Raw genomic sequence first — 14,912 nt, 5'->3', positions numbered from 1 at the left:
GTTTTATACTTCTCCAGATGTTATTAAGCATATTTATATAAAACAAAAAATAAACTAAGGTGGTATTACAATGGAAAAACAAATTAAAAATTTACTAAACTTACATTATTTAAATATTCAAGCGAAGAAAATTTTAAAAAAAGAATATGCATTAAATATTTACCATTTAAAAGTTTTGAAATATATAGATGATAACAAAAAGAAAACTGAGTTTAACTCATCAGAAATCAAGGAAGTACTTGCTATTAATCAAACAATGTTAACTCATGTTCTTTCATATCTACATAACTTGGACTATTTTAAAAAAGAGAGATCAAAGATCGATGAGAGAAAAGTCCTTATAATAGTAGAAACTCGTCACAAAAACAAAATTAATCAATTAATTCACCATATAGAAATGAGTATGCATAATGATTTAAGGACAATCGATTTTAACATTACAGAAAATAATTTGTTAGATTATATTTTGAGATTAAATGCGTGTATTGCATTAATGCATAATACCATTAGTAATAAATACAAAATAAATATAGATCACTTTATGATTTTGTTATTTATTCAACAAAGAAATCAACGAACATGTACATTAAAAGATATAAAAAATAAATTTGGATGGGACTTAGTTAAAATTAACAAATCTATAAAGACACTTGTTCAATTAAAATATGTCAGTAAAAAAAGAAATGAAAAAGATGAAAGGGTTGTATTAGTGGATATTTATAAAAATGTTGAATTAGAAGTAAACAAAATTATTGAGGAAGTGCTAGCAGAGTATATCAATAATTATGGTGAACAAAATTTAGCTATGGTAAAATGAAGTTATTAAATAAGTGTAATTTTGGAGGCTATTATGACTCATTTTCATTTTAAGGAAAATTTTTGGGGAGCATCAACAAAGCCAATTGAAATTTACGACGAACAAAATAATCCAGCTTTTGTTTTGAGTTTGTACTATACATCTAGTAGACAAGAAACATTTGCATTACTAGGACGAAAAAAGCATAATTTCAAAATCGAATTTGACGGTGGATCGTATAAAGTTTTGCAAGAGCGATCATTAGAAGGTAAGTTTAAGACGCCTTTTAAAAACGTATGGGAAGTTTTTAAAAATGATACTAAGATAGGTACGTTTGAAACGCGATTTGGATTTAAGCCAAAAATCATTTTTAATGGAACAAAAAATGATTCTTTAATATTTGAGTCTGGATTTATCTCTCGCTCAGTTAAAGTTACGGATCAAGATGGTAAAGATGTTATGGAAACAAAGTCTGAAAGGTTTAAAGTGGCTTCTAATCATGGTATTAATGTTATAAGTAACCAATACCATCCTGCAATGTTGATTATGTTGTTCCAAGTATTCTTTGAATATCAAGAATATCAAAGAAGTAAATCAAATTAAATTTCTGTGATAGGGGATATTGGCGATGTTTAAATTTTTTAAAAAAGAACATCATTTAAAAAATATTAATAAAAATGAACCTATTAATATAGATGGTATGACCATTGTAGATGCATATTATATTCAAGATAGCCAAGTAGAAGCATATAAAAGAGATAGAGAACGATATAGTGATGCATTAATTTATATTTTGGGTCAGTTCTTTTCAGATGTAGATAGAATGTTTGAAGGTACAGATGATGGTGAAGCCATAGTTGCTTTTAATAATGATGAACCAGTTAAATATATTTATTTAAATCCTGAAACAATTGATCAGATTAGAATATATGAACAAGAAATGCCATTAAAATCTGCAATCATGAGGTTTTGTGAATTAGAAAATGATATTTAATATGTAGCAGTGATAAAAGCTAAAGACAATAGCTTTTACCACTGCTACTTTTTTAGAATTTAAATGTTGACATTTTTTATTTTAGTACTATAATTATACCTAGTATAATAATTATATCGAGGTGAGAATATGAAATTCGAATTAGGATTATCCTCTTTTGCTGAAATATCACCTATTGATGGTGTGAAAGAACCATTTTCTGCACATGAAAGAATAAATCAAGTAGTTGAAGAAATTAAACTAGCAGATAAAGTTGGTCTTGATATATATGGGTTAGGCGAGCACCATAGAGAAGATTATGCGGTCTCTGATCCAGTTACTGTACTAGCTGCAGCAGCAAGTCAGACAAGTAATATTAGATTATCTTCGGCAGTAACCGTATTATCTTCTGATGATCCTGTAAGAGTATATCAAAGATTTGCTACATTAGATGCTATAAGTAATGGTAGAGCAGAAATAATGGCTGGTAGAGGATCGTTCATAGAATCGTTTCCGTTATTTGGTTACGACTTAAAAGATTACGATTTACTTTATAAAGAAAAACTGGACTTATTACTAGAAATCAATGAAAATGAAACAGTGAATTGGCAAGGTCAAACTAGAGCTGCAATTGATAATTTACAAGTGTTTCCTAGAGCTGTACAAGATAAATTACCAATTTGGTTAGCTACAGGTGGCAATCCAGAATCATCGATGAGAGCAGGAAAATTGGGATTGCCAATTACTTATGCTATTATTGGGGGTGCGCCAAGTCGCTTTAAGCGTAATGTAGCAATGTATAAAGCTGTAGCAGAGTCTAATGGCTTTGATACATCACAATTACCTATCGCGACTCACTCATGGGGTTATGTTTCCGATACTGATGAATTAGCTAAAGAAGAATATTATCCATCTAGTTCATATGTTATTAATCAATTAGGTAAAGAACGTGGATGGCCACCTTATTCAATGGAGAAATTCGAACAAGAAATTGTCCACGGTGCATTGTTTGTAGGTAGTCCTGAAACAGTTGCAGCAAAAATTATTAAACTGCATGAAGATCTTGGTGTTAATCGATTTATGTTACATTTACCAGTAGGTTCAATGCCACATGAAAAAGTATTAAAGTCTATTCAACTATTAGGAGAAAAGGTAAAACCGATAGTAGATGAATATATGAAAAATAAGGAGGAAATTAAGTAATGTTAAGATATTTATTAAATGTATATGTAGGTAAACAAATTTTTGATGCAAGTAAACCAAAAGTAAAAGATGATGACGGTATGGCTCAACAATTTGAAGAAGGATTTGGTCTTTCAAGAAACTCAATGAAAATAGCAGGTGGACTTGAATTAGTAGGATCAATTTTCTTATTCTTAAGTACATGCAGCAAATCATTATCTAGATTAGGTTCAGTTATTGTAGGTTCAGTTATGGGCGTAGCTGCATACAAACATTATGAAGCTGGTCATGGCTTTAAAGGTGCTAAACATGCATTAACACTATTAGGTTTATCAGCATTAAGTTTTGTTGATACACTTGGTAAGAAAAAATAATAGCAATATAAAAAGAGCGTACATTTAGATCTTAAATGTACGCTCTTTTTATATTTGGAAAGTAATAAACTTTTAAAATATAATAAAAACCAATATTGAACATAGGTAATCATTTTAAAGATTGAACGCTTTAACCCTTGATACTAAAGCGTTTATTCTAAAAATATGAATGTTGAAAAGTCAATTATTGAAAATTTATTGAATATTTTTATAACTCATTATAAAATAATAAATATTATTAATTCATTGTGTTGAAAAGGAAAAATATGCTATAGACTCTAAAGATTGCACAATATACCAATTCAACAACTAGCTATTTTAACTTGAGGAGTTGCTTGCAATGGAAACAGTATCAGTATCAATCAGAAATATTGTTGAGTTAGTACTTATTAGTAAAAAGGCGAAAGACCACCTTTCTAAAATTAAGAGTGAGTTTGTATTGTCTTTTGAAGAAATATATATACTTGTGTATATATATAAAGGAGAGAAAGATTGTTATAATGTAAAAGACATTATTAAACAATCTAAATTCAAGCCTTATTATATTTCAAAAGCAGTACAAAATTTAAAAGAAAAAGGTCTTATCTCTAAAAAAAGAAATGATAAAGATGAGCGAACAGTAGCCATCCAAGTATCAAAAATACAACATAAAAAGATAAAGAATTTATTGATGGAAATCGAAGCCGAAATATTATAAATTTATTGTGTAAAGTGCATCATTATGGTGCACTTTAATTTTATTTATACTATATAGTTATTTATAAATAAGGAGTCCTGTTATGAAAGTACTATTAAATGTAAAACCTAAAAGTCAGTTGTTTCCTATTCCGATGATGATGGGATGTGAAGGTACTTCATGTTCAATGTTGTTAAATTACTATAATAAAAAGGTTGATGCGACGACCATTATGAGAGATTGGCCAACTCATCCTTATGATCCAAAGAAAGGATATGTAGGGAATCATTTTTTTATTAAGTTTGGTCACCATCAAACGATATTTCCTAATGTATTAGCCTCATTTTTAAATAGATATGATACTGATATAGTAGATGGCACTGGAACAGAACTTAAAGATTTAGAGAAAATAATTAAAAGTGGTAACCCTGTTGTTATTTATCATACAACTTTAGGACAGACTCCGATAAATAAAACATTCAAGTTAGGAAATAAAGAAAAAGAGTTTGTGACGAATATACATGTTACATTGTTAATAGGCTTTGACGATAATCATTATTACTATATAGATCCATTATGGAAAAGTATCAAAAATAAAATGGTCGTTCCAGCATTGTGGCCATCAAAATTACAAATTATCAAAATAAATAAAAATAAAATGATTGAAAGTTATAATAAACCAGGAAAAATGTGTATTTTCAAAAAAATATAAATATTTAAAAATTATTATGCCATATAGTTGTAATATTTGTTATGATATTATTATAAATAAAAAAAAAAAAGAGGTGTTTATATGTCTACTAAAATAAAGTTACTCATAGTAGGAATTGTAGTAGCATTTATTGCAATAGTGGGAATTGGTGGAGCAGCAACATATTACTTTTTAACAAATACGCCGAAGAATACATACTTATTAAGTGAACAAGAATCTGCAAAATCATGGAAAGAATATTTCAATGATAGATTTGAAAATGAAGCTGAATTTCAAGAAAAAATGCAAGATGAGTCATATGAAACTTCATTAAAATTTGGAGCGGAACTACCTGAATCGTTAATTTCACAGTTAGGTGTTCCAAAATCAGTAGTTGATTCTACTAATTTAGTGTTAAATGTAGGGCATGATCCTAAAAAAGAAAATTCAAAATTAGGTATTGAACCAACAATTGCAGATAATAAAATTGGAAACTTCCAATGGAGTGCTGATAAAAATAATCAATATGTAGAATCACCATTATTTAACGATGTTTACAAAGTGAAAAATAATGAAATTAAAAAAGGTGTTGAAAAAGCATCAGGTCAACCTTTAGAAACTACTGAAGGACAAAAGATCACAAATGATTCTTTAAATTTAAATACAATCTTATCTGGTTCACAAATATCTCAAGATGATATTGATAAAATATCTAAACGTTATAGCGATTTGTTCGTTGATCAGTTAGATGATGATAACTTTAAAAAAGATAAAGAAAAAGTTAAAATTTTCGATGATGAAAAAGAATTGAAAAAATTAACAATGAAATTAAGTTCTAAAGATACTAAAAAAATCACTGTAGCAATGCTTGAAGAAGCTAAAAAAGATGAAGACATCAAAAATATTGCTGAAAAACAAGGTAACATCAAAGATTACGACAAAGAAATTAATGATTTACTAAAAGACGCTAAGGATGAAAAGGAATCAAAATATCCTAAAGTCAATTCTATTATTTATGTAGATGGTAAAGAAATATTAAAACGTGATTTAACAATTACAAATCAAGATAATAAAAAAGTTAATATCAAAGGTACAAACGTTATTGATGATGGTGTTCAAGTAGATTACAAAATTTCAATGCCAGGAGAAGATGGTGGACTTTCATTAAAAGGTAAATCAACTGATGGTGATGAAATTAAAGATAAATATGATTTAGTAATTGAAGAAAATTCATACAGTAAGACAACTGCAAAATTAGATAACACATCTAAAGTAGATGGAGATAAACGTACTGACAAAGGTAAATTAACGTTCAGTGATGCAACTAGTCAACCGTTTGATCTTAACTACGACCATAATTTGACAACTGACACTAAAAATAATCAGCAAAAGCAAAAATTAAATGTCGATTTCGATGTTAATGGAGAGAATATCAAGTTAATTATGGATGGTAATACTGAACTGAAAAAAGACATTAAATTCAAAAAAGATGGCGCAATTGATTTTAATAGTTTATCAGATTCAGAAGTTGAGGATTTAACAAAAGAAATGCAAGATAAAACTGAAAAAATTGGTGAAGATCTTGCTAAAGAACTTCAATAATTAAGAGAGGAGTGGTAATATGTCGACAATCAAATTGTTCAACATATACCACTCTTTTTTAATTAAAAAGTGGTATTTAATTGTCTATATTTTATTGTTATTTATAGCTGTGTTAGCGATTATGATTGGTGTTAACCAGATGAATCAAAAAGATGACAACTTTACAATTGGAATAGTTGATAAAGATCAGTCTAAAGAAACAAAATTGATTTTAAATGCTATTGGAGATGGTCAATCATTAGGTAATGATCTTTCAATAAAGCATTATAATGAGAAACGAGCACATAATTTATTAGAAAAAAAGAAAATTGATGGGTATTTTATATTTAAGGACGGAATGACAAAAGCTTTTTATCAAAATGGAGAGTTACCAATTGTAGTTAATACTTTTGATACACAATCAGTGGAAAGTATTATCATATTACAGCTAACAGATTCTGTATACAGTCGGTTAATGTTATCTATGGGTGGGGCAATGTCTTATGCTTCACTTTATCCAAATGCTACAGAGAATGAATTATTAACAATGATGACGGATATGTTATTTACAGGGCTAAATAGAAGTGGTTCTTTTGATGAAGAACCGGTAAAAGTATTTGATACATTAAGTTATTATACGATTTCAATTTATTTTGTATCTATATTTTTATTCTTCTTTTCTATTTTTAGTATTTTAAAAATGAATCAAAAGGATGCATTGAAAGAAAGATTAAGCATGTTCCATTTCTCGTATGAAAAGCTCACAATCGTAAGAGGTATATTTAGTTTAGGTTATACAATTTTATGGAGTGTAGTGGGTTTATGGATAATAATTAAATTCCTTAAACCGGAGTTTGAAATGTATAATTTAAATGCACTTATTATGAGCTTGTCATATTATTTATTCTTTTTAACTTGTTCATTTATCTTTATAGATATTGCTTTTAGAAATGCAATCAACTATATATTGAAGATAGGATTAACGTTAGTAATTTTGCTTTTTTCAGGTGCGATCATTCCTATTATTTATTTAAAAGGTTTAAGTGGGGGTTTGATTGAAAGTTTACCTTTTACAATTGTGTATAATCAATTGCTTGAGCTATTTTTAAATAATTACATTATTGATCTGCAGCCAATGTTTTATTGGAATATTTTAATTATGATAGGCTTACTGACAACCTCGATATATTGGAGGTATCGCCAATGAAACCAATGTTCAATCTAGTTGTTTTGAAACAATGGAAACAATATGTGGTATTACTGTTAATATTGGTTCTGACAATTTCTGTAGTTTTAATGGCTCAAACAACATCAAACAAATTATTCAAAATGCCTATTGCTGTTCAAGATATGGATCAATCTGCATCTTCCAAAGAGTTGATTCATAATTTAGAACAAACAAAGTATTTAGAAGTGATCCATATTTCGAAAGATGAAGCATATATTGAAGATTTTATTGAAAAGAAAGAAGCAATTGTAAGTTTACAAATTCCAAAAGATTTCAGTGATAGATTAAAAGAAAATCGATTAAAAGATGCCTTATTGCTATATTATAAAGATGATTTTATTGGTGAAATTGCTTTAGAAGTTACTAGTAAATCTTTGTATAAACAACAGATACCCGTTATTATTCAAGATCACTTAAAAAAAGCTGACCATAAAGTAAGCATGGATAAAATTAAACAAGAATATAAAAAAGATACACCTCACTCGAAAATGGAGCACCATGCTGTTAAAAAGAATGCGGATGTTTCTATTAGTGCTGGCGCAATAATTGCACTTTTATTATTAGTGAGTTGTAGCCAAGTGGTATTGCATCAACGTCTTAAGCAAAATGCAGCATTAGACAGATTAATGATGTTTAATGGCACAAAATTAAAGCTATATACTTTTTATGTCATGACACATGTTATTTTGTTATTTTTAATCATTTTGTCTGTAAGTTTAATACTGTCATGGTCACTTAGTATTTTATTTTATGTAACAACACTATGTATCCTTATAGCATATGAGTTTGGCTTAAGTATATTGTTATTTAAAATTAATACACTTAGCCACAAGTTATTTATGGCTATTATGTGGTCAATTGCGATTAGTTGTCTGTATTTATATATCCAAATATAGGAGGTGTCTTGATGATTACAATAGAAAATTTATCAAAAAGCTATAAGGATAAACAAATCTTTCAAAATTTTAATACGACTTTTAAAGACAAGACACTAACTGTATTACTCGGTGAAAATGGTGCTGGTAAATCAACACTTTTAAGAATCGTAACTGCTCTAGAAAAAGCAAATGGTGGTACAGTTAAGTACTTTGGAGAACGATTAAGTAATAGAGAAATTAAAGAAAAAATTGGATATATTCCTCAAGACATAGCTTTGTTTGAGCATCTGACTGTAAATGAAAATATTGAATTTTTTAAAGCGCTTAGTAAACAATCAATTTCTTCTAATCTTATAGAAGACTATTGTGAAAAACTTAATTTATTTGAAAGAAAAGCTAAAATTTCTGCACTATCTGGTGGGACGAAAAGGAAGGTCAATTTATTAATTGGATTATTAAGTAATCCTAGTATATTAATTTTAGATGAACCAACAGTAGGGATAGATTTAAAATCTAGGTATGACATTCACCAATTATTAAATAGTTTAAAAGAATCGAGACTTATTATTTTGACTACGCATCATTTGGATGAAGTTGAAAGTTTAGCAGATGAAATTAAACTAATAGGAAAAGATTCTTTTTATCGAAATATTTTATCTGAAAAAGGATGGGAATTTGAAGATAGTTTGCATAATTGAATATGGTATACTCACGTTCTGAAAAGTACTCCTAAGCCGTAATTCATAATTACGAATTGGGAGTATTTTATTTTTTGTATTTTAAAATTGTATGCTTAAATTTGATTTATTATTTCAGTTCAGATTTAAGGATAAGAAATCGTGAGTCTTTAATGAATTATCTAAAAATTTAGAAATATAAAAACGTATTGCAAATAAAATTTTTAACGTGTATTCTTATTTAATGTATCGGAATTAAAAGGATTGGGAGGTCAAGTAATGGAAACGTTTTGGATTGTTATAAATATTATTGTTTTCTTACTATTTATAGGTTTATTAGGTTATTTAACAAAGAAACATGTGAAGTTCTCTAAACGTGTACTTATCGGTTTAGGAATCGGTATTGTATTTGGTTTAGCATTACACTTGATATATGGTGTGGATTCTAAAATTACTGAAACAACAGCGTCTTGGTTTGATATTGTTGGTACTGGTTACGTGAAACTATTACAAATGATTGTAATGCCACTTATATTTATTTCAATAGTATCTGCGTTTACAAAGATAACGATTGGACAAAATTTTGCTAAAGTTGGAGCTTGGATATTTACTTTCTTAATAGGAACAGTAGCTATTGCTGCTTTAGTAGGTATTATATACGCAATGCTATTCAATTTGGATGCTTCACAAATTGATTTAGGCGATGTAGAAAATAGTCGTGGACAAGAAATCGAACAAACGTCTAAAGATATGGAAGCAAATAATTTACCAAGCCAAATTATAGAATTATTACCAGCAAATCCATTTTTAGATTTCACTGGAGCTAGAGGCACTTCAACGATAGCTGTAGTGATATTCGCAGGATTTGTAGGATTTAGTTTCTTACGTGTAATGAGAAAAGAACCTGAAAAAGGTAGCTTGCTTAAAAGAGGGATTGATGCGATTTATGCATTAGTTATGGGTATTGTTACTTTTGTATTAAGATTAACGCCTTATGGTATTTTAGCGATTATGACTAAAACTGTAATGACAAGTAACTTTGAAGCAGTATGGACATTAGGTAAGTTCGTTCTTGCTTCTTATGCCGCATTAATTACAATGTATATTATTCATTTAATATTAGTGTCAGTTGTTGGGTTGAACCCTGTGACATACGTTAAAAAGACAAGTGAAGCATTGTTGTTTGCATTTACATCTAGATCAAGTGCAGGAACTTTACCAATAAATGTACAAACTCAAACGACTCGTTTAGGTGTTCCAGAAGGCGTAGCAAACTTTGCCGGCTCATTTGGTTTATCTATAGGGCAAAATGGATGTGCAGGTATTTATCCAGCTATGTTAGCAATGATGATTGCACCAAGTGTTGGTATAGATATAGATTTACCATTTATCCTATCAGTTATAGGTGTAGTTGTAATTAGTTCATTTGGTGTAGCCGGTGTAGGTGGTGGCGCGACATTTGCTGCTATACTTGTCCTATCTACATTGAATTTACCTATTGCATTAGCAGGTGTGTTAATATCTGTTGAACCACTTATAGATATGGGTAGAACAGCATTGAATGTCAATGATTCCATGTTAGCTGGTACAGCAACTGCTAAAATGACAGGTCAATTAGATGAAGATGTATATAATGATCAAGACTTTAATGAATTAGGGGAGTCTTATTAATATTTAATCACTTAAAATAAAACGCAAAGTCTGATAATCACATGAATCATCAGCTTTGTTTTAAACTGTCGACAAAGTCTCCGATTTAGTTGGCAGTTTTTCTTTTGTTAAAAACTTATCAATATAGTCGGATTAATATTGAAAGCAATTAAGTACAATGATAAAGTGTTATTAAGGAGTGTGGACACAATGAGTAGAGATTTATTTATTAAAAATGAATTCCAGAAAAAATGGATAGATAAAATAGAAGATCATAAAGAATCATTGCAAAAGTATGCAGAGAAAAATGATTTAAATTCAGAATTTCCATATGAAAATATTAATTGGTTAATTGAAGAAGGATATACTAAAATTGTACTTCCAAAATCTTACGGCGGAGAAGGTGCAACTCCAGAAGATGTCGTATTATTTCAAGAAACATTAGGTAAAATAGACGGTGCAACAGCTTTAGCAATTGGATGGCATATGGGAGTAGTTGGCCAAATCTATCAAGAAAAATTATGGACTAAAGAATTATTAGACGAATTTGCAAAAGAAGTTGTGAATGGTGCGATTGTAAATAGAGCCGTAAGTGAAGCGGAGACAGGTAGCCCTACAAGAGGTGCGAGACCAAGTACAAACGCTGAACATAAAGGAGACCATTATATTATAAATGGTGTTAAAACTTTTACTACAATGAGTCAAAGATTAACACACTTTTTAGTAGGAGCATATGTCCCAGAAAAAGAAGCGCTTGGATTTTTCTTGATTCCTAGAGATACAGAAGGCTTATCTATTGCTGAAAATTGGAATATGGTAGGTATGCGTGCTACTGAAAGCCATGATTTAGTGTTAGACGATGTTAAAATTCATGAAAAATATTTAGTAGAAGTTGCTAATGGACCGAGAGGAAATAATATAAATCCGTGGAATCTTCATATTCCTGCAGTTTATTTAGGTATCGGTCAAGCGGCTCGTGATTATGCAATCGATTTTGCAAATGAATATAGCCCTGGAAGTATTGAAGGTGTTATAGCTGATATTCCAGCAGTACAACAAAATATCGGAAATATGGAATTAGAGCTTACTACAGCAAGACATTATATTTATAGTGTGATAGATAAGTATTTAAATCCTTCAATAACTGATGCGCAAATAGATGTTGAACTCGGTGTAGCTAAACATGTTGTCGTAAATCATTCAATCAAAATTATAGATATTGCAATGAGAATCGTTGGTGCGAAAAGCTTACAAATGGAAAGACCATTACAAAGATATTATAGAGATATTCGTGCTGGATTACATAATCCGCCAATGGATGATGTCACTATTACAAAATTAGCTAAGAAAGCACGAGAAGAAAGAAATAACATTCAATAATAAAAAAGACGAAAAATTAACATTAGATAATTTTTCGTCTTTTTTATTATTAAAAGTCACTATTTTGTTGTGCTTTTATCCTTTTTTTACGTCTAGGTTTCATTCCAATTGACATATAAAGAACGACAGCGAGAATTACAATCATACCGGCAAGTTGATATATCCCGAATGGAACCTTTAACCAAAGAACAGAAGAAATAACAGCTGTTACAGGTTCAAGTACACCAAATAATGCAGTAGTTTGAGGGCTTATATACTTTACACTTTCTAAATACATCCAAAATGCAAACATCGTTCCGAAAGTAATTACAAAAGCAAAGTAAATAGCACCTCTCAAATCTAGTAAATGCCATGGAAAAGAAAAATCTAAGTTGATTAAAGATAACGCAATTCCACCTATAAACATTGACCAGCCAATAACAACAAGTGATGGCCAATTTAAAAATAATTTCACTGCGTAAACAGTGTAAAAAGCAGCAGCACAAGCTGTTAACAATCCCCACACAATTGCATTTGGTGGAACAGATAATGTAGAATAATCACCATTCGTTAAAAGTAAGCTAGTACCGAATAAAGAACATACAATTATAATAATATCTGCCCATCTAAATTTACTTTTTCTAGTTATTAGTAAATAAAGTAATATAACAACTGGCGCTAAAAACTGTAATAGTGTGGCAATAGCAACATTTCCCTTATCAATCGTAGCCATGAATGTGTATTGTACCCCTAACATGCCAAATAATGCATATATGATGAGTTGTAATAATGAATGTTTAACTTTAAAAATATGTGTTAAATGCTGTTTTTGAATAAATTTAGCAATTAATAATAAGAAAAAGCCACTCAAAATTAAACGCTCTGCTACAAATAAAGAAATAGGTAAGCCATATTCAGTAAATAGTTTCTCTGTAACAGTGCCACCTAACCCCCAAAATGTAGCACCAAACATAACGAGCATGGTACCTTTTAACTGATTATTTTGCAATTATGGTCCCTCAATTCTGAATGATGTTAATTAACTAATTTTAGCATTTGGGATATTAATAAACAATAAGTTGCGATTTTTTTACTTGCAATTATAGATACCACATTCTTATAATGAAGGTATCAGTTTGAAGAGAGGTTACCACATGAAGTACGTGTTAATATCGGTAGGTACAATTGCAACAGTTTTAGGTTTTATAGGTGCAGTTATGCCTTTATTACCAACAACACCATTCATATTATTGGCAGTATTTTGCTTTGCAAAAAGTTCAGATAGATTCCATAAATGGCTTGTAAGTACGAAAGTATATAAAGAATATGTAGAAGATTTTCAAAAATATAAAGGGTATACATTAAAGAAAAAATTCGAACTACTAATAAGTGTATATATCGTAGTAGGCTTTTCAATTTGGATGATTGATCATTTATATATAAGAATTGGTTTGTGCATTATGCTGTTTTTCCAAACAGTTGTATTATTTACATTTGTTAAAACATTGCCAGCTAAAAATAAATAATTTTTATTATCTGTCGTTGAAGCGGTGTAACTTAACTTTACGATAGATTTTTTTTTGAAAATTTTTAGTAAATAAGTTTTATAAAAATTGAAAAATGTTATTGCTATAACATAATAACAGTTATATAATAAACAAAGATGCGAATGATATTCATTATCAATTGGAGGACAATTATGAGAAAACTTTTAACGTTAGTTATGGCTTTAGCATTGATAGTTGCTGCTTGTGGTAACAAATCAGATGATAAAGAAAGCAATAGCAAAACTAAATCAAGTAAAGAAACAGTAAGTTATAAATTAGACGACGGGAAAAAAATAGATATACCGAAAGAACCTAAACGTATTGTAGTTTTGGCACCATCATATGTAGGTGGATTATTACATTTAGGAGTTAAACCAGTAGGCGTACCAGCTTCAACAGATCAAACACCAATTCTTAAAGATAGAATCAAAGGCATTAAGAAAGTTAGTGAAGACAATGTTGAGCAAGTAGCAGAATTGAAACCAGATTTAATCATTACATACAATTCAGATAAGAACTTGAAGAAATACGAAAAAATAGCACCGACAATTCCATACGATTACGTAAAACATAATTACCTAGATATGCAAGTAGAACTTGGTAAATTAGTAGGTAAAGAAGACAAGGCTAAAGAATGGGTAGAAAAATGGAAAAAAGAAACAGCAAAAGATGGAAAAGAAATTAGAGAAAAAATCGGTGAAGATACAACAGTTTCAGTTATAGAAGCATTTGAAAAAGATATATATACTTATGGTGAAAACTGGGGTAGAGGAACTGAAGTATTATACCAAGCATTTGATTTAAAAATGCCTGAAAGTGTAGATAAAGATGTTAAGAAAGACGGATGGAAAAAAATATCTCAAGAAGAAATTGAAAAATATTCAGGAGATTATCTATTCTTACCTTTATCAAAAGAACAACCTAAACCAGAATTCACAAAAACAGAAGCTTGGAAATCTATACCAGCAGTTAAAAATGATAAAGTAATTGAAATAGATGCAGAAACATTCTGGTATAACGATCCATATTCATTAGAAATGCAACGTAAATACTTGAAAGAACAGTTACTTAAAAAAGCTGATAAATAAAAAATATAAGTTAGAATTGAGATGCTTATAAATAAATTAACGCGCATTCATTAGTTAAGCCTAATGAATGCGCGTTTTTGTATTATGTAAGGGACATAATTCCGAGAAATGTCCGTAAGGGGGAATATGTCCATATAATTGTGTAATAAAATAAGAGCCATATATAGCTCACTTTAGTACAATGTAATCGACTAAGAAAAAATTGTAGAGGT

Annotated in this window: 16 protein-coding genes; 15 read left to right on the top strand and 1 reads right to left on the bottom strand. The window is 29.4% G+C overall.

Annotated elements, in window-relative coordinates; all coding sequences use genetic code 11:
- Positions 1-70 precede the first annotated feature (70 nt).
- The 13 genes from CD129_RS09450 (at position 71) to CD129_RS09390 (ending at position 12,086) form a co-directional block, all read left to right on the top strand.
- Positions 71-817, top strand: coding sequence for a transcriptional regulator, SarA/Rot family (locus CD129_RS09450; RefSeq protein ID WP_115337160.1), 747 nt, complete (start codon positions 71-73; stop codon positions 815-817).
- A gap of 33 nt (positions 818-850) precedes the next feature.
- On the top strand, positions 851-1,399 hold the full coding sequence (locus CD129_RS09445) for a tubby C-terminal domain-like protein (protein ID WP_078357018.1): 549 nt from the start codon (positions 851-853) through the stop codon (positions 1,397-1,399).
- A gap of 25 nt (positions 1,400-1,424) precedes the next feature.
- The gene (locus tag CD129_RS09440; protein ID WP_107510004.1) at positions 1,425-1,790 is read left to right on the top strand and encodes a hypothetical protein; all 366 of its coding nucleotides are present in this window, start codon (positions 1,425-1,427) and stop codon (positions 1,788-1,790) included.
- A gap of 129 nt (positions 1,791-1,919) precedes the next feature.
- Positions 1,920-2,972, top strand: a complete 1,053-nt coding sequence (locus tag CD129_RS09435; protein ID WP_115337161.1) for an LLM class flavin-dependent oxidoreductase — start codon at positions 1,920-1,922, stop codon at positions 2,970-2,972.
- A complete protein-coding gene (locus CD129_RS09430) occupies positions 2,972-3,325 on the top strand; it encodes a hypothetical protein (protein ID WP_088368994.1) in 354 nt (117 codons plus the stop codon). The genes CD129_RS09435 and CD129_RS09430 overlap by 1 nt, the downstream gene beginning before the upstream one ends.
- Positions 3,326-3,665: 340 nt before the next feature.
- The gene (locus tag CD129_RS09425) at positions 3,666-4,022 is read left to right on the top strand and encodes a transcriptional regulator, SarA/Rot family (RefSeq protein WP_078357014.1); all 357 of its coding nucleotides are present in this window, start codon (positions 3,666-3,668) and stop codon (positions 4,020-4,022) included.
- Positions 4,023-4,104: 82 nt separating this feature from the next.
- Positions 4,105-4,713, top strand: coding sequence for a C39 family peptidase (locus CD129_RS09420; protein ID WP_078357013.1), 609 nt, complete (start codon positions 4,105-4,107; stop codon positions 4,711-4,713).
- 81 nt (positions 4,714-4,794) lie between these two features.
- Positions 4,795-6,294, top strand: a complete 1,500-nt coding sequence (locus CD129_RS09415) for a DUF6583 family protein (protein WP_078357012.1) — start codon at positions 4,795-4,797, stop codon at positions 6,292-6,294.
- 19 nt (positions 6,295-6,313) lie between these two features.
- Entirely contained in the window at positions 6,314-7,480 is a 1,167-nt protein-coding gene (locus CD129_RS09410) for an ABC transporter permease (protein ID WP_115337162.1), read from the top strand.
- A complete protein-coding gene (locus CD129_RS09405; RefSeq protein WP_107510007.1) occupies positions 7,477-8,397 on the top strand; it encodes an ABC transporter permease in 921 nt (306 codons plus the stop codon). Before CD129_RS09410 ends, CD129_RS09405 begins: the two co-directional genes overlap by 4 nt.
- A gap of 11 nt (positions 8,398-8,408) precedes the next feature.
- Complete coding sequence (locus CD129_RS09400; RefSeq protein ID WP_107510008.1) at positions 8,409-9,077, top strand: ABC transporter ATP-binding protein; 669 nt, start codon at positions 8,409-8,411, stop codon at positions 9,075-9,077.
- 258 nt (positions 9,078-9,335) lie between these two features.
- Positions 9,336-10,727, top strand: coding sequence for an L-cystine transporter (locus tag CD129_RS09395; RefSeq protein ID WP_078357008.1), 1,392 nt, complete (start codon positions 9,336-9,338; stop codon positions 10,725-10,727).
- 189 nt (positions 10,728-10,916) lie between these two features.
- Positions 10,917-12,086 (top strand): acyl-CoA dehydrogenase family protein, encoded by a 1,170-nt coding sequence (locus CD129_RS09390; protein WP_115337163.1) that lies wholly within the window; start codon positions 10,917-10,919, stop codon positions 12,084-12,086.
- Between the two features lie 49 nt (positions 12,087-12,135).
- Here CD129_RS09390 and CD129_RS09385 read toward each other — a convergent pair whose 3' ends face one another.
- The gene (locus tag CD129_RS09385) at positions 12,136-13,074 is read right to left on the bottom strand and encodes a DMT family transporter (protein ID WP_078357006.1); all 939 of its coding nucleotides are present in this window, start codon (positions 13,072-13,074) and stop codon (positions 12,136-12,138) included.
- 145 nt (positions 13,075-13,219) lie between these two features.
- Between CD129_RS09385 and CD129_RS09380 the strand changes: the two genes are divergently transcribed.
- Together CD129_RS09380 and CD129_RS09375 are read left to right on the top strand one after the other, a co-directional pair.
- A complete protein-coding gene (locus CD129_RS09380; protein WP_078357005.1) occupies positions 13,220-13,591 on the top strand; it encodes a YbaN family protein in 372 nt (123 codons plus the stop codon).
- Positions 13,592-13,764: 173 nt separating this feature from the next.
- On the top strand, positions 13,765-14,700 hold the full coding sequence (locus CD129_RS09375) for an ABC transporter substrate-binding protein (RefSeq protein WP_107510010.1): 936 nt from the start codon (positions 13,765-13,767) through the stop codon (positions 14,698-14,700).
- Positions 14,701-14,912: the final 212 nt, after the last annotated feature.

The sequence above is a fragment of the Mammaliicoccus fleurettii genome (assembly GCF_003970575.1).
Taxonomy (GTDB): domain Bacteria; phylum Bacillota; class Bacilli; order Staphylococcales; family Staphylococcaceae; genus Mammaliicoccus; species Mammaliicoccus fleurettii.
Note: the sequence above shows the minus strand (reverse complement) of the source record. Positions and strands in the feature narration are given on the sequence as shown.